This window comes from Acidithiobacillus sp. TH-A35 (assembly GCF_057473505.1).
In genome coordinates this window covers 1-20,172 of record NZ_JBYCKR010000164.1, presented here as the reverse complement: position 1 = coordinate 20,172, position 20,172 = coordinate 1, and the positions used below count along the sequence as shown (strand labels likewise).

At 59.0% G+C, this 20,172-nt stretch carries 23 protein-coding genes; 9 read left to right on the top strand and 14 right to left on the bottom strand.

All coding sequences use genetic code 11. The features are described from left to right. The 3 genes from AC2VNK_RS05755 to tilS all read left to right on the top strand — a co-directional run. Positions 1-1,266: helix-hairpin-helix domain-containing protein (locus AC2VNK_RS05755; RefSeq protein WP_486883140.1), on the top strand; the 1,266-nt coding region annotated here is incomplete at its 5' end. 33 nt (positions 1,267-1,299) lie between these two features. Continuing rightward, positions 1,300-2,250 (top strand): acetyl-CoA carboxylase carboxyltransferase subunit alpha, encoded by a 951-nt coding sequence (locus tag AC2VNK_RS05750; RefSeq protein WP_291521337.1) that lies wholly within the window; start codon positions 1,300-1,302, stop codon positions 2,248-2,250. After that, positions 2,228-3,622, top strand: coding sequence for a tRNA lysidine(34) synthetase TilS (gene tilS, locus AC2VNK_RS05745; RefSeq protein ID WP_486883139.1), 1,395 nt, complete (start codon positions 2,228-2,230; stop codon positions 3,620-3,622). The genes AC2VNK_RS05750 and tilS overlap by 23 nt, the downstream gene beginning before the upstream one ends. Here tilS and AC2VNK_RS05740 read toward each other — a convergent pair. Together AC2VNK_RS05740 and dksA are read right to left on the bottom strand one after the other, a co-directional pair. Beyond that, positions 3,586-4,917 (bottom strand): dihydroorotase, encoded by a 1,332-nt coding sequence (locus AC2VNK_RS05740; RefSeq protein WP_486883138.1) that lies wholly within the window; start codon positions 4,915-4,917, stop codon positions 3,586-3,588. The two genes, tilS and AC2VNK_RS05740, sit on opposite strands and share 37 nt — an antisense overlap. A gap of 4 nt (positions 4,918-4,921) precedes the next feature. Beyond that, complete coding sequence (dksA, locus tag AC2VNK_RS05735) at positions 4,922-5,386, bottom strand: RNA polymerase-binding protein DksA (protein ID WP_291521343.1); 465 nt, start codon at positions 5,384-5,386, stop codon at positions 4,922-4,924. A gap of 165 nt (positions 5,387-5,551) precedes the next feature. Here dksA and AC2VNK_RS05730 point away from each other — a divergent pair, with 165 nt between their 5' ends. Beyond that, on the top strand, positions 5,552-6,316 hold the full coding sequence (locus tag AC2VNK_RS05730) for an HAD family hydrolase (protein WP_486883137.1): 765 nt from the start codon (positions 5,552-5,554) through the stop codon (positions 6,314-6,316). Positions 6,317-6,453: 137 nt separating this feature from the next. On the opposite strand, the gene AC2VNK_RS05725 is transcribed toward AC2VNK_RS05730, so the two are convergent. Beyond that, positions 6,454-6,930 carry a Fur family transcriptional regulator gene (locus AC2VNK_RS05725; RefSeq protein WP_486883136.1) on the bottom strand — a complete coding sequence of 159 codons (477 nt, stop codon included), beginning with the start codon at positions 6,928-6,930 and terminating at the stop codon, positions 6,454-6,456. 116 nt (positions 6,931-7,046) lie between these two features. Here AC2VNK_RS05725 and AC2VNK_RS05720 point away from each other — a divergent pair, with 116 nt between their 5' ends. The 3 genes from AC2VNK_RS05720 (at position 7,047) to speA (ending at position 10,909) form a co-directional block, all read left to right on the top strand. Beyond that, positions 7,047-7,526: a peroxiredoxin gene (locus AC2VNK_RS05720; protein ID WP_291521349.1), complete on the top strand. Its 480-nt coding sequence runs from the start codon at positions 7,047-7,049 to the stop codon at positions 7,524-7,526. Beyond that, complete coding sequence (locus AC2VNK_RS05715) at positions 7,523-8,932, top strand: PhoH family protein (protein ID WP_291521351.1); 1,410 nt, start codon at positions 7,523-7,525, stop codon at positions 8,930-8,932. The genes AC2VNK_RS05720 and AC2VNK_RS05715 overlap by 4 nt, the downstream gene beginning before the upstream one ends. A gap of 63 nt (positions 8,933-8,995) precedes the next feature. Further along, positions 8,996-10,909 (top strand): biosynthetic arginine decarboxylase, encoded by a 1,914-nt coding sequence (gene speA / locus AC2VNK_RS05710; protein ID WP_486883135.1) that lies wholly within the window; start codon positions 8,996-8,998, stop codon positions 10,907-10,909. On the opposite strand, the gene AC2VNK_RS05705 is transcribed toward speA, so the two are convergent. Together AC2VNK_RS05705 and AC2VNK_RS05700 are read right to left on the bottom strand one after the other, a co-directional pair. Next, positions 10,874-11,302 (bottom strand): hypothetical protein, encoded by a 429-nt coding sequence (locus AC2VNK_RS05705; protein WP_486883134.1) that lies wholly within the window; start codon positions 11,300-11,302, stop codon positions 10,874-10,876. The genes speA and AC2VNK_RS05705 overlap by 36 nt on opposite strands. A gap of 35 nt (positions 11,303-11,337) precedes the next feature. Then, positions 11,338-12,021, bottom strand: a complete 684-nt coding sequence (locus tag AC2VNK_RS05700) for a fumarylacetoacetate hydrolase family protein (RefSeq protein ID WP_486883133.1) — start codon at positions 12,019-12,021, stop codon at positions 11,338-11,340. 56 nt (positions 12,022-12,077) lie between these two features. On the opposite strand from AC2VNK_RS05700, the gene AC2VNK_RS05695 reads away from it, so the two are divergent. Further along, the gene (locus tag AC2VNK_RS05695) at positions 12,078-12,299 is read left to right on the top strand and encodes a hypothetical protein (RefSeq protein WP_486883132.1); all 222 of its coding nucleotides are present in this window, start codon (positions 12,078-12,080) and stop codon (positions 12,297-12,299) included. On the opposite strand, the gene AC2VNK_RS05690 is transcribed toward AC2VNK_RS05695, so the two are convergent. From AC2VNK_RS05690 to AC2VNK_RS05650, 9 genes are all read right to left on the bottom strand, one after another. After that, positions 12,290-12,910, bottom strand: a complete 621-nt coding sequence (locus AC2VNK_RS05690; RefSeq protein ID WP_291521356.1) for a glutathione S-transferase family protein — start codon at positions 12,908-12,910, stop codon at positions 12,290-12,292. The genes AC2VNK_RS05695 and AC2VNK_RS05690 overlap by 10 nt on opposite strands. Next, the gene (locus tag AC2VNK_RS05685) at positions 12,910-13,263 is read right to left on the bottom strand and encodes a ribonuclease HepT family protein (RefSeq protein WP_291521357.1); all 354 of its coding nucleotides are present in this window, start codon (positions 13,261-13,263) and stop codon (positions 12,910-12,912) included. Before AC2VNK_RS05685 ends, AC2VNK_RS05690 begins: the two co-directional genes overlap by 1 nt. 48 nt (positions 13,264-13,311) lie before the next feature. Then, positions 13,312-13,806 (bottom strand): hypothetical protein, encoded by a 495-nt coding sequence (locus tag AC2VNK_RS05680; RefSeq protein WP_486883131.1) that lies wholly within the window; start codon positions 13,804-13,806, stop codon positions 13,312-13,314. Then, positions 13,796-14,131 carry a (2Fe-2S) ferredoxin domain-containing protein gene (locus AC2VNK_RS05675; RefSeq protein ID WP_486883130.1) on the bottom strand — a complete coding sequence of 112 codons (336 nt, stop codon included), beginning with the start codon at positions 14,129-14,131 and terminating at the stop codon, positions 13,796-13,798. The genes AC2VNK_RS05680 and AC2VNK_RS05675 overlap by 11 nt, the downstream gene beginning before the upstream one ends. A 13-nt stretch (positions 14,132-14,144) precedes the next feature. Continuing rightward, positions 14,145-14,432: a ferredoxin family protein gene (locus AC2VNK_RS05670; RefSeq protein ID WP_291521360.1), complete on the bottom strand. Its 288-nt coding sequence runs from the start codon at positions 14,430-14,432 to the stop codon at positions 14,145-14,147. Further along, positions 14,429-15,727, bottom strand: a complete 1,299-nt coding sequence (locus tag AC2VNK_RS05665; protein ID WP_291521362.1) for an FAD-dependent monooxygenase — start codon at positions 15,725-15,727, stop codon at positions 14,429-14,431. Before AC2VNK_RS05665 ends, AC2VNK_RS05670 begins: the two co-directional genes overlap by 4 nt. Positions 15,728-15,743: 16 nt before the next feature. After that, positions 15,744-16,838 (bottom strand): electron transfer flavoprotein subunit alpha/FixB family protein, encoded by a 1,095-nt coding sequence (locus AC2VNK_RS05660; protein WP_486883129.1) that lies wholly within the window; start codon positions 16,836-16,838, stop codon positions 15,744-15,746. 19 nt (positions 16,839-16,857) lie between these two features. After that, positions 16,858-17,700, bottom strand: a complete 843-nt coding sequence (locus tag AC2VNK_RS05655) for an electron transfer flavoprotein subunit beta/FixA family protein (RefSeq protein WP_486883128.1) — start codon at positions 17,698-17,700, stop codon at positions 16,858-16,860. 191 nt (positions 17,701-17,891) lie between these two features. After that, positions 17,892-19,490 carry a flavin monoamine oxidase family protein gene (locus AC2VNK_RS05650; protein WP_486883127.1) on the bottom strand — a complete coding sequence of 533 codons (1,599 nt, stop codon included), beginning with the start codon at positions 19,488-19,490 and terminating at the stop codon, positions 17,892-17,894. A 215-nt stretch (positions 19,491-19,705) separates the two neighbouring features. Here AC2VNK_RS05650 and AC2VNK_RS05645 point away from each other — a divergent pair, with 215 nt between their 5' ends. Continuing rightward, positions 19,706-19,903 carry an iron chelate uptake ABC transporter family permease subunit gene (locus AC2VNK_RS05645; protein WP_291521371.1) on the top strand — a complete coding sequence of 66 codons (198 nt, stop codon included), beginning with the start codon at positions 19,706-19,708 and terminating at the stop codon, positions 19,901-19,903. Positions 19,904-20,172: the final 269 nt, after the last annotated feature.

Sequence of the window (20,172 nt, the reverse complement as noted above, 5' to 3'; positions counted from 1 at the left end):
TATGGATTTAACAAATCGCACTCGGCAGCCTATGCCCTGGTTTCCTACCAGACCGCTTATCTGAAGGCCCACTATCCTCAGTTTTTTATGGCAGCCGTGCTGAGCGCCGATATGGACCACACCGACAAAGTTGTGGCCATGATTGCCGAGTGCGCGCGTATGGGCCTGCAGATTGCTCCGCCGAGCGTTCAGCGCAGTGTGCTGGAGTTCCGACCGGAGGGGGATAGTGATATCCGCTTTGGTCTGGGTGCCATCAAGGGCTTGGGACGGGCGGCTATTCAGGCGATTCTCGACGCCCGTAGAGAAGGGTCCTTCCTGAGTCTTTTTGACCTGCTCTGCCGGGTGGATAGCCAGAAAATCAATCGCCGTGCCCTGGAGGCGTTGATTCGCGCCGGAGCCATGGATGACTGGAGTGTGTCGCGGGCCAGCCTGATCGCTTCCGTGGATAGTTGTATTGAAGCAGCGGCGCAGTTTCAGAGCAGTCAGGCGAGCCTGCAAGAATCGTTGTTTAGTGGACAGGAAGCGTTACCGGTAGCTCCGCCGCTGCTGGCGGCCGAAGTGTGGAGCATCACCGAAACCCTGCGTCAGGAGCGGGAAACCCTGGGTTTCTATCTCAGTGGTCACCCCATGGACAGTCTGCGGGATGATCTGGCTGCGCTGGGAGCGGTGCCTCTTGGAGACATGCGTAATGGGACCACGGTATTGGTGGCCGGGTTGGTGGTAGCGCGGCGCAGCACCCGGACCAAGCGTGGCGATCGTATTTATTTCCTGACCCTCGACGACGGTCACGGGCGGCTGGAGGTTGTCGTCTTTGCCGAAGTCTGGGCGCAGGCTGGCAAGGTCGGGGAGGGTGAGGAACCGGTGCTGGTTCTGGGTGAAGTGGGCGAGGACAGCTATTCTGGTGGTCTGCGGCTCAATGCCCTACGTGTGCTGGGCACGGCCCAGGCGCGTGAGGAACTGGCTGCCCAACTGACCCTGGAACTGGAAGTCGCTGCAGATGTGGCTCCGCAAGATCTGCTTGTCGTGCTCCGTAAATACCCTGGCCAAACGGCCTTGCGTCTGCGTTTGCGCGTCGGTGACGATATTGTCGCGCAACTGCGGGTGGCGGAGAGCCTCAACTTTGTGGCGAGTCCGGCCGCTATCGCCGCGTTGACGGCATTGGCGCCCACGGCGCGCCGGCACTGGGACTATCGGCCGGCGACCCTTCTCGTCAATAATGTCATCCCCCTGGAGCGTGCCCGGCATGCGGCGCGACGCCCGGCTTGAGCGCCGTCCTATTCGGAGTGGTAAGGAGTGAACATGAAAATCAGTTATCTGGACTTTGAACAATCGGTGGCGGAGCTGGATGCCAAGGTGGAGGAACTCCACGCCCTGAATCAGCCGGGTATTGCCGATGACATCAGTCGTCTGGAAGTCAAGGCGCGCAAGGAGTTGCAGCGTATTTACAGCAAGCTGGGTGCTTGGCAGACGGTACAGGTGGCCCGTCATCCACAGCGGCCTTACACCCTGGATTACGTGCAGGCCCTTTTCACGGAAGTACAGGTGCTGGCAGGCGATCGCGCCTTCGCCGATGATCAGGCTATTATTGGCGGCCTGGCCCGCTTCAATGGACAGCCTGTCGTCTGGATGGGACATCAGAAGGGCCGCGACACCAAGGAAAAAATCCAGCGCAACTTTGGGATGCCGCGTCCGGAAGGTTATCGTAAGGCTTTGCGTCTGCTCCGTCTTGCCGAACGTTTTGCCTTGCCGGTATTTACTTTCATTGATACGCCCGGAGCCTATCCGGGTATCGGTGCCGAGGAGCGTGGCCAGAGTGAGGCCATCGCCCGCAATCTCGCGGTGATGTCCGACCTGGCGGTACCCATTATCTGCACGGTCATTGGCGAAGGCGGCTCAGGCGGGGCGCTGGCGATTGGTGTGGGTGACCGGATGCTGATGCTGGAGTACGGGGTATACTCCGTCATTTCGCCGGAAGGCTGCGCCTCGATCCTCTGGAAGAACGCCGCTATGGCAGCGGAAGCAGCGGAAACCCTGGGTATCACCGCACGTCGTTTGCAAGGCATGGGTTTGGTCGACGAAGTGCTGCCGGAGCCCCTCGGTGGCGCGCATCGCGATCCCGAAGCGGTTTTCGCGCTAACACGCGAGCGCTTCGCCCATCACCTGCGGGAACTGCAGGCGATGGATACCAGCAAGTTGCTGACCACCCGTTACGAACGCCTGATGCACTATGGGGTCGTCGGCGCCGCCTGAGCTGGAGCGACGTCTCCAGACGCGTCTGCAGGGGGATTTGCGCCCCCCGGAAGGACGTATACTCTATGTGGCCTACAGTGGTGGTGGTGATTCTACGGCACTGCTCGTGGCACTGCTTTCTTTAGGGTACGGCGTCCATGCCTTGCATGTGGATCACGGCTGGCATCCGGACAGCGCTCAATGGGCACGGTTCTGCCAGCAGCAGGCTGTGGCGCTGGGGGCTTTTTTCACCCTGCTGCGCCTGCCCGCAGATACACCGGGCGAAGGGCCGGAGGATCAGGCCCGGCGTGCCCGCTATGCCCTGATGGCGGCGCAGTTGGCGCAGGACGACTGGCTGTTTACGGCGCAGCACTTGGAAGACCAGGCGGAGACTCTGCTTTTGCAACTGTTGCGCGGTGCTGGCGTAGCGGGGCTGGCGGCCATGCCTGCGCAGCGCCCTCTGGGAGCTGGGCTGCTGGTCCGACCCTTGCTGGATGTACCGCAACGGGTGTTGCGGGATTATCTGGAACAGCGGCGCCTACCCTTTCTGAATGACCCGGCCAACGCCGATGTGCGCTATGACCGGGTACGGGTGCGCAATGTTCTGCTCCCCCAGCTGCGCGATCTGGGCTGGCCTCATGCGGCGGCCAATATCGCCCGCGCGGCGGATAATCTTGCCGATATGCGGGAAATCGCGGAGGACTGGTTTGCTTTGCGTTGGCAGCGGTATCGGGCAGATTACCCGGAACTCTCTGTGGAGCGGCTCTCCCTGACGTATTTGCAGTCCCTCTCTGCTGCCGCGCAGCGGGTTTTCCTGCGCGGATGGCTTCGGAAACGGCAGATTTCGGTGCCGAGCCGGGAGCGTCTGGAGGCTCTGCAAGACACCATAGCGCAGGGACGCGGAGGCGCGAGGATTCAGTGGGAAGGAGGAGAAGCATGGCTGCAGGGCGGACTGCTGCGCACCTGGCCGCAACCGCGCGCTACGGCGGAAAAGGAATGGGAAGAAGGCCCTTGGTGTGCCGCTTCGGAAAAACCGCTGCCGATCCCTGGCTGGCAGTGTGCTCTGCGGGATACATCGCCGGACAGTTTTCATCACGCGCTGGCTGAACGTTTTGCGGAGACGAGCTTGTACTGGCGCCGTCGCCGCCAGGGGGAGATCACCCTAACCGGGCAGGGCCAACATCGTCCGCTGAAGAAATTGCTGCTGGAGGCGGGGGTCCCACCGGATCAGCGTGCGGATGTGCCCTTACTCTGGGACGAAGCGGGGCATCTGCTACTCATTCTGGGTTACTACACTAGCCCCTGGGCGAGCGCCCCCCATGGGAGCACGGCGCTCTGCCTCTGGAATGCCGGTACTCAGTCTACCGCCGGCAAGGGGGTTGGCTCGACGTAGTGCAGCGGCTGCCCGTGCGCGTTGGGGAGAATCTCGCCTTTGTCGAAAACCACCTGACCGCCAACAATGGTAGTAATAGGCCAACCGGTCAGAACCCAGCCATTGAAGGGACTCCAGCCCACCTTGGTGAACATCTCCTCATTGCGGACGGGCTTTTCATGGGTCACATCGACCAGGGTCAGATCCGCATCCCAGCCGATGGCAATGCGCCCTTTGTTCACCACGCCATAGAGGCGTGCCGGGTTGTAGCACATCCAGCGCTGCAACTCGGCCAGACTGCAATGGCCGTCGCGCATGGCGGTGAGCATCAGGGGCAGGCTGGTTTCAACGCCGGGCATGCCGGAGGGTGCGCGCGGATACCCCAAGGCCTTGTCTGCTAGCAGGTGCGGGGCGTGATCCGTAGCGATGCAATCGATTACACCGCTGCGCAAACCCTCCCAGAGGGTCTGACGATCGTGCTCGCTGCGGACAGGGGGATTCATCTGCGCCAGGGTACCCATTCTGGCATAGGCATCGGTCGTCAGAAAGAGATGGTTGGGAATCGCCTCACAACTGATATAAGGCGTCTTTTCCTGCCGTAAGAACTCAGTCTCAATGGCTGTGGAGAGATGCAGGACGTGCAGACGGCGCTGATATTTTTTCGCCAGCCGAACAGCTCGCTTGGTAGCAATAAGTGCCGATTCTTCATCGCGGATACGGGAATGATCGGCAGGATCACCACTGTCGGTAAACCGGGCGCGCCGCTCACGAATGTGTGCCTCGTCTTCCGCATGGACCGCTATCAGTTTGCGGCCATGGGCGAAAATACGATCCAGGTCTTCTTCCTTGTCCACCAGCAAATTACCGGTACTGGCACCCATAAAGATCTTGATGCCGCAGGCGACATCGGCTGCCAGCAGATTGTCGAGATTGTCCGGGGTGGCCCCGATAAAAAATCCGTAGTTAACCACGGATTTTTCGGCACCGCGCGCCAGTTTGTCTGCTAGAGCAGTGGGGCTGGTAGTGGACGGATTGGTGTTGGGCATTTCCAGAAAACTGGTGACGCCGCCTTTGGCCGCTGCCCGCGAGCCACTGGCAATATCTTCCTTCTGCTCATTGCCGGGTTCGCGGAAATGCACCTGCGGGTCCATAACGCCGGGCATCAGCATATGACCTTCGGCGTCAATCACCGTATCGGCGGCGCGGTCTATATCTCGATCGATGGCGACAATGCGACCATCTTCGGCAAAAAGATCCCCGTGATACAGTTCACCGGAGGGTAGCGCGATGCGCGCGTTACGGATCAGCAGACGCATGGCATCAGTCCTGCGCCATCTGTTTTTCGCGTTTTTCTTCCAGCGTTTTGCAATCAATGCAGAGAGTGGCGGTAGGGCGGGCTTCGAGGCGGCGCAGGCCGATCTCCACGCCACAACTTTCGCAGTAGCCATATTCGCCGATCTTGATGCGGTCAAGGGCCTGGGTGATCTTACGGATCAGCTTGCGTTCCCGATCGCGGGCGCGCAGTTCCAGACTCATGTCCGTTTCCAGACTAGCCCGATCATTGGGGTCGGAATAGTTGACGTTTTCCATCTGCATGTGTTGTACGGTACGGTCGACTTCCGCCATCAGTTCACCGCGCCAATCTTCCAGAATTTTCTGGAAATGGGCGATCTGCGCGGGGCTCATATACTCTTCGCCGGGCGCGGGTTCGTAAGGGGTGAAGGCGGTGAACTGCTGGGCTGCGCCGGGCACTGTTTTCGCGGGCTGGAACGTGTTTTGGTCCATAGGGGCTTCCTGTCTTTGTGGTATATCCGCTTACGTTTAACAGAGAACAGCCGTTTTGGCAATCCAGGGTATGCTGGTTACAATGGCCTGCCCAGGCTGTTTTGGATGTCGAGGGTTTACCAGGTGATTATGACGCTTTTTGATAAATTCAGGAGATAATGATTCATGCCTTTGCGCGCGCTGATCTTTGATGTGGACGGGACCCTTGCCGATACCGAACGGGATGCCCACCGGGTTGCTTTCAATCAGGCTTTTGGCGAAGCCGGCCTTCCTTTTAGTTGGGATGTGCCGACCTATGGCCACTATCTGAAGGTTACCGGCGGCAAAGAACGCCTCAGGGCTTTCCTGAATGAACATCCGCAGTTGCCGCAACTGAGCGATGCTGACATTGCCTCTATCCACCGTCAAAAGACCGGGTATTACGTGGAGATGATGAATGCCGGGCTATTGCCGCTACGCCCCGGGGTGGAGCGTTTACTGAACGCGGCACGGGATCATGGCCTGCTTCTGGCCATCGCCACGACCACCACGCCAGCCAATGTCGAGTCCCTGTTGAAGAGCACCCTGGGTGCGGAGGCGCTGCAGCGCTTTCATACTATCGGCGCTGGGGATGTCGTTCCCCACAAAAAGCCGGCACCGGACATTTATACCCATGTGCTGGGTCAATTGGGTTTGTCTGCTGCAGACTGTCTCGCGATTGAAGATTCGGCGAACGGGCTGCAATCAGCCCGCGGAGCGGGGCTCGCCACTATTATTACCCAGACGGAATATACCGAAGGACAGGACTTTAGCGCAGCGCTGCGGGTTCTCGATCATCTGGGAGAAACGGTATCCCCTGCGCAGGTATTGCAGGGCCAGACTGCTGGGGAACAGGTGGTCGTGGATATTCCCACCCTGCAGGGGTGGTGGGCAGATAGGCGCGAAGTTTGAGTGTGTGGGAACGTTGTCAGCGAGCGTCATGCGGTCAGCATATGTTCCATAAACGCTTTACCGTTCAATAACAGGCCCCCGACGGGACTTTTGGGTATTATCAGGGAAGCTCACACCGGATATGTACCGAGTACCCGTCAGTTTTTGGGGAGCGGTTTCTTCCCGCAGTGAGCGCAGACCCCGTTGACCACCAGTTCCATTTCAATCATGGAGTAATCGGCGGGCAAACGGGGCACCGGTACACTGCTTTCGGGCAGGCAAAACACCTGGCCGCAAGAGACACAATGGAAATGCGGGTGTTGGGTGGCCGTTTCTTCACGGCGGGCGCTAAAGCGCCAGACCCGGTCATCTGCCGTGATCCGGTGGGCCAGTCCGATCTGTACCAGCCATTCCAGGTTACGGTAGAGGCTGACGCGGTCAATCGCCCCCCTTTCCGACGCCTCCAGACGTTGTCGCAGCTCGGGGTGACTCAGTGGTTGCTCAGCTTCCAGCAGTGTCTTGAAGACCGCTACCCGTAAACGGGTGATGCGCTGTCCGATAGCGCGGAGACGCTGCGTTGCCTCGGCGTCGGAAACTTCCGACGCGAGGGGGTGGGGGAGTGATAAGTGCGTCATGAAGTCATGCTAGAGCAGAAGGCGGGGAGGGTGCAACAATGGCCTTGTGTTGCCTCCCTGGACAGCGCCCCATCTACCGCGCTAGATTTTCAGTCAGGCCCATTCAGGAGTTCCGCATGTCCTCAGAAACCATCACCATCGGTCAACCTGCACCCCGGTTTCATGCCGCAGCCTATGGTAAGGCATCGTCCATCAGCCTCGATGACCTGCACGGGAAGGTCGTGGTGCTCTATTTTTACCCTAAAGATAACACGCCGGGTTGTACGACAGAGGGGCAGGAGTTCACGGCACTTTATCAGGAATTTCAGGCCGCTGGCGCGGAAATTCTCGGTGTTTCCCGGGATACCGTCGCCAGCCATGAAAAGTTTTCCTGCAAGTTTAACTTTCCTTTCCCGCTTCTGGCCGACACCGATGAAGCACTCTGCAAGGCCTTTGATGTGCTCAAAGAAAAGAACAATTACGGCAAGGTGGGTATTGGTGTTGAACGCAGCACTTTCGTGATCGACCGGGAAGGCAAAATCGCCTACATCGAGCGTAAAGTGAAGGCCGCCGGACATGCAGCCGCCATGCTGCAAATCGTCAAGCAGTTACCATGAGTCGCCAGGAGGTGGCAGGTTCAAATGAGGTGAGGGCGCGTCTCTACATTCTGGACACCAACGTGCTGATGCACGATCCCTCAGCGCTATTCCGCTTTCAGGAACACGACATCCTGCTGCCGATGATCGTGCTGGAGGAGCTGGATCAGCACAAAAAGGGCCTGAGTGAGCAGGCACGCAATGTGCGTCAGGTGAGCCGTTATCTGGACGAGATGCTGACGGATACGGCTGATCTGGATCAGGGTTTGGTGCTGCCTTATGCTCAGGGACGGCTTTATTTTCAGACTGCTGCACATCAGCAGGTTCTGCCGGAAGACCTGGCCGGCGGCAAGGCGGACAATGAAATCCTCGCCGTGACTCTGGCCTTACAGAATCGCCATCCCGAAAAGGATGTGATTCTGGTCAGCAAAGACATCAATTTACGCATCAAGGGGCGCACCCTTGGCATCCGGGTGGAGGATTACCAGAACGATCGTGCTCTGGACGATGTAGACCTGCTCTACACCGGTGCAGAGACGCTGAGTGCCGATTTCTGGGAGCTGCATAGTCGTGATCTGGACGCTTGGCAAGAGAGCGGACGGAGTTATTACAAAATCAGCGGCCCCGCCATTCAGCGCTGGCACCCAAATCAATTTATCGCGCTCAACACACTGGAAGGATCGGCTGAGGATTTTGCCGCGATCGTCCGTGAAGTGCATCCGGAACACGCTATTATCGAGCGCATAACCGATTATCGGAGTGACCGGCACGCGGTGTGGGGCATTTTGGCGCGTAATCCGGAGCAGAATTTTGCCTTGAATCTACTCATGGATCCGGACATCGATTTTGTCACCCTACTGGGTCATGCAGGTACAGGTAAGACGCTGCTGACGCTGGCGGCGGCGCTGCATCAGATTTTCGAGCAGAAGCGCTACTCGGAAGTGATCATCACCCGCGCGACGGTACCGGTGGGCGATGAGATAGGCTTCCTGCCCGGCACGGAGGAAGAAAAAATGCTGCCGTGGATGGGGGCGCTGGAGGATAACCTGGAAATTCTGGCGCGCGGCAGTGATGAGAGCGGCAGTTGGGGGCGCAGTGCGACACAGGATCTGATCAGTAAGCGGATTCGCGTCAAGTCCATGAGTTTTATGCGCGGACGTACTTTTCTGGAGAAATTCGTCATCATCGACGAGGCGCAAAATCTGACTTCCAAGGAAATGAAAACCCTGATCACCCGTGCCGGTCCGGGGACCAAAATTGTCTGTCTGGGTAATATTGCCCAGATCGACACGCCCTATCTGACGGAAACCACCTCAGGTCTGACTTATGTGGTGGATCGCTTCAAGGACTGGGCCTACAGCGGACACATCACCCTGCGTCGTGGGGAGCGTTCGCGTCTGGCGGATTTTGCCAATGATGCCTTGTGATCCCCTTGTCTCCTGACCCGCTGAGCCCGTAGACTGCGCGCAGGGCATCGGGGGAGTGAGCGCATGACATGGTCGGTCGCGGATAGTCGCCATCTGTATAACCTGCCGCATTGGGGCGATGGGTATTTCGATGTGGGCGCGGACGGGCAGATTATCGTCCGTCCCGACGCCAACCCTCAGGGTGCCGCCATTGGGCTGGCCGATGTCGCGGCAGTACTGGGTGAACATTCCCTCGGTTTACCCTGCCTCCTGCGTTTTCCGCAGATTCTCGGGGATCGTGTTGCACGCTTGCACGGCGCGTTTGGCGATGCCATCCGCGCCCTCGACTATGGCGGCAGCTACACTCCCGTTTATCCGATCAAGGTCAACCAGCAGCGGCGCGTCGTAGAAGAAATTTTGCGTGCCGGTGCGGGTAGCGTCGGTCTGGAGGCAGGTAGCAAACCGGAGCTGCTGGCGGTCATCGGACTGATGCCGGTGGGCGGCACCATCATCTGCAATGGTTACAAAGACAACGAGTATATTCGCCTGGCCCTGACGGGTGAGAAGTTGGGCATGCAGGTCTACCTGGTGGTGGAAAAACCATCGGAACTGGCTCTGATCCTGAATGAGGCCCGCAAGCTCGGCGTTAAACCCCGGATCGGGGTGCGCGCGCGGCTGGCATCCGCAGGTTCCGGCAAGTGGCAGAATACCGGTGGCGAAAAATCTAAATTCGGCCTGTCTACGGCAGACATTCTGGAACTCGTCCACCGCCTGCGGGCAGAAAATGCGCTGGAAAGTCTGCAATTACTGCACTTCCATCTCGGCTCCCAGATTCCCAATATTCAGTTCATCAAAGGCGGCATGCGCGAATGTGCCCGCCTGTATGCGGAACTGCGACGCCTGGGCGCGGCCCTGGAGGTGGTGGATGTGGGCGGCGGGCTCGGTGTGGACTATGAAGGGACGCACTCCCGCGCATACTGCTCCACGAACTATCATGTCTCCGACTATGCCCATGCCATCGTCGCCACGCTGGCCGATGTATCGCGCCAGGAAGGTCTGCCGGAGCCGCGTATCATCTCCGAATCGGGGCGGGCGCTGACGGCCCATCACGCCATTTTGCTGACTAATGTCACCGATGTGGAGATGGCGGCCGGAGAGCATCCGCCGTCAACACCTTCCGCCGACCTGATGGAGGGTGAATGGGGCCGTCTGCTCACCCGGCTGGATCAGGGTAACGCCGCCGCGGCGCTGGAAATCTATCAGGAGGCTCTTTATCTTCTGGCGGAGATTCACCAGCAATTCAACCTCGGTATCATTCACATTGAAGAGCGGGCCGAGGCCGAAGGCGTTTATGCCCAACTACTCTGGCGGGTGCGCGGCTTCCTTGACCCGCACAACCGCGCGCACCGTGACATCCTTGACGAGCTCGACGAAAAGCTGGTGGACAAATATTTCGTTAACTTTTCCCTGTTTCAGTCGCTGCCCGATGTCTGGGCCATTGATCAGATTTTCCCGATATTGCCCATACAGCGGCTGAATGAAGAGCCGACCCGGCGGGCCCGTCTCGAGGATATTACTTGCGACTCCGACGGCCGGATTGATGCGTACGTCACGGCCGAAGGCCTGACACCGGCGCTGCCGGTACATGCGCTACAGGCAGGTACGCCTTATCTTTTCGGTATTTTTCTGGTGGGTGCGTACCAGGAAATTCTCGGGGATATGCATAATCTGTTCGGCGACACGGACTCGGTTAATGTGCTCTGTGATGCCTCGGGCGCCATGCGTCTGGAGCAGCCGCTGGCGGGGGATACGGTGGAATCCGTCTTGCAATACGTACAATTTTCCGCTATCGACCTGCTGGCCCGTTATCAGAAGAAAGTGGAAGCCTGCAGCCATCTCGACAATGTGGAGCGTCACGAGTTTCTACAGCAGTTTGCGGATGGGCTGCATGGTTATACCTATTTAACCGTCCATAATCAGATTGAAGACCTGACGTAGCAGCGTCAACTCCGTCATCGGCAAGCGCCGCAGCTCACTGATGGGCTTGAAAACGCCATCGTGGGCTGCGATTGCCTCGTGTGGGGCTTCAAATGTCGTGAAGCGGGCGAGGTGGATCTGAATTGGACCGGAGTCGGTAGACAGCCAAGCCTCGAAACCGTCGTCCAGCGCTATCTGGCTGGGATTTATGTTCAATTTCTCCAATACTGCATGCAGTACATCAGTGGGCGTATCGCCGGTCTCCGTGGGTGCTGCAACTATACGGGTGTTCTTCGGCAGTGGCGCTGGCAGCATCACACTGTCGTTGATGCGAACGAAGCGCAGGGCGGTACTGTAGCTGTCGAAGTGACAGAAGATCAGGCGATTGCGTTCGAGGAGGTCGGATGTGGGCATTGGGTTATTCCTGTTTCGATTGGGGGGTGATCGGGTTAGCCAATGGTGATGGTCAGCGGTTCCAGCCCGGCAACAGCGGCCTCGATCACGTCGCCTTTCACCACGGGGCCCACGCCGGCGGGGGTGCCGGTGAAGATGAGGTCTCCGGGAAAGAGTTCGACCTGATTCGACAGGAAATGGACGATCTGGGGAATTTTCCAGAGCATGTCACCGACATCGGCGCTCTGGCGGATTTGACCATTCACCTTGAGTTCGATCTTACCGCGGGCGATGGTTCCCGAATAAAACTCGGGCGTGATGGCCGTGCAAGGCGCCGAATGGTCGAATGCTTTGGCCATCTCCCAGGGCTGGCCCTTTTCGCGGGCAACGCGTTGCAGGTCGCGGCGCGTCATGTCCAGACCCACGGCATAACCGAACACATAGTCATAATCGACCTTGTCCATGGGGATATTTTTGCCACCCTTGTGTAGCGCCACCACCAGTTCTACCTCGGGCTGCAGGTCGGTAGTGCCGGGCGGGTAGGGCAGCACTGAATTATTCTGCAGGATGGCGCTGGCCGGTTTCATGAAAAAGAAGGGTTCGGTATCGGGCGCGCTGCCCATTTCCCGGACGTGATCAGCGTAGTTCTGCCCGACGCAAAAAATGCGGCGCACCGGGAAAGGGTTGCTGGACATGGCGTCCAGAGTCACGACAGGGGCGGGCGGGAAGGCGTAGTTCATGGACGGGCTCCTGTGTCGGGTGAAATGGCGGGATAACAGGCATCTGCTCCCATTTCTTGATAACTGATCCTGAAGCGGGATTCAATGTGCTTTTCATCAAGGATTCGGTCGCGGCACTCGGGGTAACGTTGTACCAGACGGTTTCGGTGCGCCTGCCAAGCGTGGAGCAGGGCGCGGCGGGCCGCCTCCCGATCCTCGCCGGTGCCCTGGAAGGTGAAATGATGGGTGCGCATTTCCGCCAGAACAAAGCAGTTTGCGCTTTCCGTTGTCATCGATAGCCTTCCTCGCGCAGTACACGCTGCACGGCAGGCCTGGCCCGCAGGCGTTGGTAGTGGGCGTCGCAATGTTCAGGTAGCGGGATGCCCAGCCGGGCTGCCCAGAACTCCACGTAAAACAGCGCCGCATCGGCGATGGAGAAGCCGCCGGTGACATAATCCAATCCGGCAAGGGCGTCATTCATGATGGCGAATCCCTGATTGACGATTTCCCGTCCGCGCGCCTGCACGGCTGCGTGATCGGCGGCGTTGGGGGTGAAGGTGTCCGTAATGAAAATGCGGGCGAAGCCCTGGCCGTGCAGGGTGCCGACAGCATAGTCCATGACTTCCAGCACGCGCGCCTCGCCGTCGGGATACTCTGGCAGCAGTTTCGCCTTGGGGTGGGTGCGTGCCAGCCACCAGGCGATGGCCTGGAATTCAGTCAGCGCCGTGCCGTCCCGACGCACCAGGGTGGGGATGGTGGACTTCGGATTGATGGCGCGGTACTCGGGCTTGTGGTGCTCGCCGGCTGGCAGATTGACGATCCAGGCCTCGAAGGGGAGATCCAGTTCTTCCAGCAGAATATGGATGCCGGTGGAGCATGATCCGGGGGTCATGTAGAAGCGCATCGCCATCAGTTGTCCTCTTTAAACCGTTCCGGCTGGTTTTTGCGGTACACCCGCAGCCACATCAAGGTATCTGGTGCCAGCGCGCGCACCGCGAGCCAGAGCAGGGTGTCCTCTGCTTTATCACTGGTTGCGAGGCGCTGGTCGAGGGCGCGCCAGCCTTCCCAGTCTATTTCCACCAACAGGGCGTGGATCTCTGGCGACAGGAGCAGGGCGGACTTGCTCATGAGGCGAAGCTGGCGTCGAGTTTCTGCGCGGGTGAGGCGCGACGCGAGAAACTCTTCCTTCTCCAGCCCTTCAGTCAGCGTGAGTACGGCAGTCCCCGCCTCTTCAATCGCGTTAAAGGGCGAGATGCTCAGCATAGACGCGCTCCGGGTGGGTATTCCATCTTGTATGGCACATCGCCAGGCTCAATGCGCCGTCAGACCATCGGCATAGGCGCGGATGACGGAGGCTCCTACCAGATCGTGAGGGTCCAGTTCGCCGATCTTTTCCAGAACCTCCCGGCATTCGTCCAGTTGCTTGCGGCGTAACAGGATGAAACTCAGGGCCTTCAGGGTGAAGAGATAAAAATGGGCAGGACTGTGAATCACGGACCAGTCTGCGGTGCCTGGAGCGAGGTGCTGCCAGTTGGGGGGGAAACCGCCCAGTCGTGCCCCGCTGGCCAGAGCGGTGCGTGCTATCTCTTCGGCCTCCGCCAGCCGGGACTGGCGAAACAGCAGCTTGTACATGTCAAAATAGGCGGGCAGGTAATCCGGATCGGTCAGTAGATGCTGCCTCAGCAGTTTTTCCACCTCGGTCGGGTATGTGCTACTGGCCAGTGCAGTCTCCAGCAGCGCAGCCACCTGCCCGGTCGGGTCGGCAAAGGGCAGGGTGATCTCGCCGAGGGCACCGTCAGGGCTCATTGGACCAAGCCTCCGGCGTCGGGTAGAGGCGGGTGACGGGTGTGCCGCCGATCAGATGTTCGTCGATAATGACGTCGATATCATCCTGACGTACTCCCGCGTAAAGGATGCCTTCGGGATAAACCAGCACATTGGGACCCTCGCCGCAGGGTCCCAGACAACCGCACTGAGTCAGGGCGAAACGCCCCCAGAGTTTGCGTGCTTCAAAGGTGTCCTGAAAAGCACGGAGCAGATCCGCGGAGCCTTGAGTGCCGCAGGAGCCCTTGGGATGACTCGGCGGCCTGGACTGGACGCAGACGAAGACGTGGCGTTCTGGTTTGCTCATGAAATGCCCCCACTTAACCGAACTTGAAAAGGATGCCGTGACCGCCCCGTGGATAGGACCAATCCACGTTGCGATATTCGGAACAAATGATCCGACAGGTGCCGCACTCCAGGCAGCCGTCCGTGGTCAGGACCACACCACCGCCCTCGTCTTTGGCGTAACAGGCCGCAGGACAGGCGAAGGTACAGGACTGGGTTTTACAATCATCCGCGCAGACCTGAGGATCGCTGATCTGGATATGCGGCCGGCCTTCATCGACCCGGTAGCGGTTTTGAAACAGTTTCTCTTCGATCTTGATCATCGCGTTGCCCTCCACATGCGGTAAGCGTCTCCCACCAAACCCCACAACGAGCGTTGCTGTACAAAGCTGCCCCGAATGGTCTTTTCCTTGCTGTGCTTATCCTGACCATCGACCATCAGCATGGTATGCGCGGCGCGGTTGAGGAGTTGCGGATACACCGAAAAGAAATGCGGATTGCCGTGCAGGATATCAGGCAACTCCTTGTATTTCCGCAAATCTTTCATGACGAAACTGTCGTCCAGCGCGGTTTTGTAACGGGCAAGATGGGGGGCCGTACAGGGGAGCTTCATGTCTTTCAGCGCGATAACCGTTTCTGCGGCCAGCCGGCCACTGGTCATCGCCAGGTTGGAGCCTTCGCGGTGGACCGCATTTACCAGTCCGGCGCTGTCCCCCGCAATCATCCAGCCCTCGCCGTAGAGGGTCGGAACGGCCTTGTAGCCCCCTTCGGGAATCAGGTGGGCGGCATACTCCTTCATTTCGCCCCCCTCAATCAACGGGGCAATGGCCGGATGCGCCTTGAGTTCTTCGAGGAGGGTATAGGGCGCGATGCCCGCTTTTTTGAAGTCGGACAAGAGGCAACCGATGCCCAGCGTGATGGATTCCTTGTTGGTATAGAGGAAGGCGGTGCCGACCATGCCGTGGGTGACGGCGCCGGCGATCTCAATGACCACCCCTTCGTTGCCCTTGATGTTGAAACGGCTCTGGACGACCTCCTCGGGCAGAAAGTGAATTTCCTTGACCGCGAGCGCGACATTTTTAGCTTCGAGTTCGCCATGGAAGCCGGCTTTTTTGGCCAACAGCGAATTGACGCCATCCGCCAGGATCACCACATCGGCATAAATGTCGCCTCCCTCACGATCGGTACGGACGCCGATGACCTTTTTGCCTTCCTGGATGAGCTCGGTGACCGTCGTCTCGCAGATGACCAGGCCGCCTGCGGCCTTGACCTTCCCGGAGAACCACTTGTCGAAAGGCGCCCGGAGGATGGTATAACGATTGGGCTGGTCGCTGTTAAAGGCATCCGAGCGATAGTTGGTACCGATGAAGGATTTTTCATCCAGCACCCACATGCGCTGTTCGATGACGTGGCGCTCCAACGGGGCGTCGTCGCGGAAATCGGGAATGATGCGCTCCAGCGCGTCGGCGTAGAGAATGGCCCCCTGGACGTTTTTGGTGCCGGGGGTTTCACCGCGCTCCAGTTGCAATACGCTCAGACCCGCCTGGGCCATGGTATACGCGGCCGCATTACCGGCGGGGCCGGCACCTACCACAATAGCATCAAATTTTTCGGCCATGTCATGACTCCTGTAATTAACCGGCCCGGCGGTTCACAGCCAGGCGACTGCGAAAGGCGTCGGTGAGGACGGGAAGGATCTGCACGGCGTCGCCGACAATGGCATAAGTGGCAAAGTCGAAGATGGGCGCATTGGGATCGTTGTTGATGGCGATGATGACGTCGGAGGCTTCCATGCCGACGCGGTGCTGAATCGCCCCGGAGATGCCCGCAGCAATATAAAGCTTGGGACGCACAGTCTTGCCCGATTGCCCGACCTGACGGTCAGCGGGTAGCCAGCCGGCATGGGTCACCGGACGCGATCCGCCGACTTCGGCGCCGAGTACGGCAGCCAGGTCCCAGATCAGGCGAAAATTTTCGGCCTTGCCCATGCCTCGGCCGCCCGCCACGATAATGTCGGCATAGGCGAGCTGAGCCTGCTCCTGGGCCTCGTCGGGGATGAACTCCAGGACCTTGGCGATAATGTCGTCTTCCTGCATCTGCAGGTTTTCAGAAATGACACGGCCGCTGCGTTCTGGCATGGCGTCGGGCATGGCCATGACCCGGGGGCGGATGGTGGCCATCTGCGGGCGGTAGTTCAGAGTCTGGATGGTGCAGAGCAAGCTGCCGCCGAAGGTCGGACGGGTGGCGAGGAGTCCGCGATTGTCCGGGTCAATGGCGAGTTCCGTGCAGTCTGCGGTCAAACCCGTGAGCAGAGTGGTGGCCACACTACCGGCGAGATCGCGGCCCAGGGTGGTGGCGCCGAGCAACAGAATCTCCGGCTGATAGCGGTTGACGAGGTCGGTCATGGCCTTGGTGTAGGGCTCGTTGCGATAGTCCGTGAGAATGGGATCGGCCACGATATAGGCCACATCGGCGCCATAGGTGAAAGCGTTACGGGCAGCGGCACCCAGTTCATCGCTGCTGCCGCCGAGGATGACGGCGCCCAGTTCTACGTCGAGAATATCGGCCAGCTTGCGTCCTTCGCCGAGCAATTCCCAGGACACCTGGTGTACCTGGCCCCGTTCCATTTCGACAAACACCCAGATCCCCTTGTAGGCCGCCAGGCGGGGATCCAGCTCCAGGCGCTTTTTGCCTTTGGGCTTTGCGGGTGCGGCAGTGTTCTCGCTCATGCGAATGCTCCTTGTGCGTTTATGGGGTGATCAGGCCGAGTTCCTGCGCCAGGCGCGGGTGCTGGCTGCTGAGAATATCCAGGATGGCGTTGGCGGTGCCGCTGGCGTCCAGATCAGCGCCGATCATCTGTGCCTTCACGGCCCGGGGCTTGGGGGTGAATATCTTGCTGACCACTGTGGGCGAGCCCTTGAGGCCGATTTTGCTGACGTCCTCAATACCGGCGCGCTCTTTATTCCATTTAGGCACGTCAAAGCGAGCCGAGCGGAACATATCATCCATGCCCGCGAAGCGGATCTGGTTGCTACCCTCCAGCATGGTGATCAGTGCGGGCAGGCGGGTCCGGATCACCTGCACACCGCCTTCAGAACGGCGTTGTACGGTGATGCTGCGCTCCTCAAGGTCCAACGCATCGATAGCCGATACGTAGGTGAGGAGTTGCAGGTCCAGGCGCTTGGCAATGCCCGGTCCGACCTGCGCGGTATCCCCGTCAATGGTCTGCTTGCCCGTGAAAACCAGATCGACGGGATGTTCCTCACCAATTTTGCGGATGGTCTGTGCCAGGGCGAAGGAGGTCGCCAGGGTATCGGCACCGGCGAAGGCGCGGTCGGTCAGGAGTATCACGTCGTCGGCACCATAGGCGATGGCCTTGCGCAGTGCGTCTTCCGCTTGGGGCGGCCCCATGGTCAGCACGGTGACTCGCCCGCCGAAGCGGTCTTTGAGGCGCAAGGCCTCTTCGATGGCGAAAACGTCGAAGGGATTGATGATGGCGGGTACACCCTGCCGCATGATGGTATTGGTGACCGGATGCACCCGGATCTGGGCGCTGTCGGGAACCTGTTTGATACAGACGACAATATGCATGGCGTACTCCTGTTACCGATCTGTCGGTGATCTGAAAGATGCTGTTGCACCGATCTAAGCAATCTTCATTCCAGATACGACTGTCTTGTTAATTTCAAGATAAACAGTCTTTTGGCTAGAATGCACCAGAAAAACAACGCCAGCAGCAGATGTAGGCTTTGCGACAAAATGCATGCTTTATCACGGTAAACTCAATGCGTCCGCTGGCTGTCGGTGACGGGAACGGCTTTGGCGAGGAGTACGGCATTGCTGCTGAGGGCAAACTCCCGCCAGGCGGCAGCGAGGTCGCGGGCGATGGTGGACAGGTATTCCTTGCCGGGTTCGTGCTCTTCGGGAAAATTGGAGAGCGCACAGGAACTGCGGTTGAAGGCGAGGGCCTCACTGATCAGTGTCTGATGAACGGTTGCGAAAGGTGCATGCACTTCCGGCGTTAGATCAGAACGCCCCTTATGGACACCCGTGCCGCTGGTGTCAAAAGGCAATGCGCTCAGTTGGCGCAATGCCTCGCTATAGAACTGCTCCATGGTGTCGAGCAGGGCGCGCTGGGTCAACTGTTCCTTGTGCTGGCGGGCCAGATATTGATTCAGGTGGCGGCGATAGGTCGCCAGCAAGTCCGGCTGTTGCGCGGTCACCCATGTACCGAATATGGCGATGCAAGCGGTGTTGTCGGCAGGACCGTTCAGTGCTTCCGGGCCGCGCGATATGGGGTCAGACACGAGTGTCCGCTGAATGCGGGCGGCGGATTCCAGGGCGCCTTCCAGATAGCCCCCGCCATAGCCCGCCGTTTCAGAACCGCCGAAAAACAGCTTGTTTTTCCACAGCGGCAATCGTAGGTTCGGGTTGCCGTATTCGGGATGCGTACTGGGAGGCGTGCGGTCCAGGGTGCTGCAGGTGTAGGCTTCCTGAGCCCAGTCATGGACATGTTGTTCTCCGTCTTCTGCCGGCAGATCAAAGACCTGTACCAGTTGGCTGGAGATCAGTAAGGCCATGGTGGCGGGCGGGATGGTGGCGCGAAATGCCGGTGGGAGGGAAAAAAAGGCGCCGAGTGCGGCCTGCTCACCGGTGGCATCACAGGCGTCGAAAATCTCGGGGAGTACCACCTGTTCGTGGGTGACGAAGGCGTTCCCGGACTGGCCCGAGTCCCGCCAGAACGCCTGATCGTAAGCAACGACCACCTTGGCTTGATCGGCCATCCAGGTGTGGGTCGTGCGCATGGCCTCGCGCAGGGACGCGTTCAGGGGAGGATCGAAACGGACGTGCTCTTCCAGCAGACGGGGAGGGAGGGCCAGAACCGCATGACGCGCATTGACCTGCACGATCCTTTCGTTGTGGCGGAAACTGAGAATAACGTAATCGTCATCTTCCTCCACGGATAGCAGCGTATGGCCCAGGTGCAACCGGTCCACAGGGAGTTGCGCGGTCATGGCGGTCACGAGACGTCCCATCCCGCCTACCACGCGCCGGGCACCCCCATGTACCTCTGTCAACTTCATGACCTCCGGTTTTTCATCTGTTGTATTCAGGCGCAGGATGTCACCGTGGTCGTGCTGGGCAAACGTATCGAGCCCAAGGCCCGAGATCATCTGGGTGACGCGCGGTTGGGTATCCGGCCAGAACCAGGTTGGCCCCAGATCCACCGCCAGATTATTGCGTCGGCAGCGTTCGGAAAATATACGCCCGCCCATACGCTCACGCGCTTCATAGAGTGTGAAATCCCGCCCGCGCTCCTGCAGGCTTTTGGCCAATGCAAGCCCGCATAAGCCACCACCAACAATGATTGTATCTGGCACGGTTCCGATCCTCATGGCTGCATCATTTCGCGTATCCAGCAATATTTATACCGGGACGCGGAGCGTGGGGTAGCGGTGCCGGCACGTAATGATATATTAGAAGTATAAACAAGTGATTATAAGCTATCCGTGCAGTTCTTGCGGATGTGGGTGTGGTCGGATGAGGCCATCGTTAGATAACCTTTTGTAGAGTCTGGTCAGGTTTGCGACAAAGTTTGTCTGGCACCGCCGCCGGCCTGGCCAAGACATGCTTTTTCGGCAGTAACCTGCTCGGCGCAGCCTATCTGCTCATGGCAGATGCCCTGGCACGAAAACTGTTCTCCATGGATGTCCCAGTCGGTATATTCGCCGGGCTTTTGGGCGCGCCGACATTTTTGCTGGTGCTACGGCAGATACGCGGGGCGTGGGTGTGAACTGCCAACCCTATAGGAGACGTCGAAAAAAGATAGCCGCCGGATATGTGGTGGCATATATTTTGCTTTATTGTCAAACCACTATTTTCGATGGAACACCAGATGTCCACCAAGATCATTCATGCCCAACCAGCGACTACTAAGACTGAGGACATCATCTCATGAACGGCCTGACATTCAGACCAGACTCTCTGCCTAATTTCCTGGGGCTGCAGGAAGAGGATTTTCAGCTCATCGATCGATATCAGTCTATTTTACAAGCAGAAACA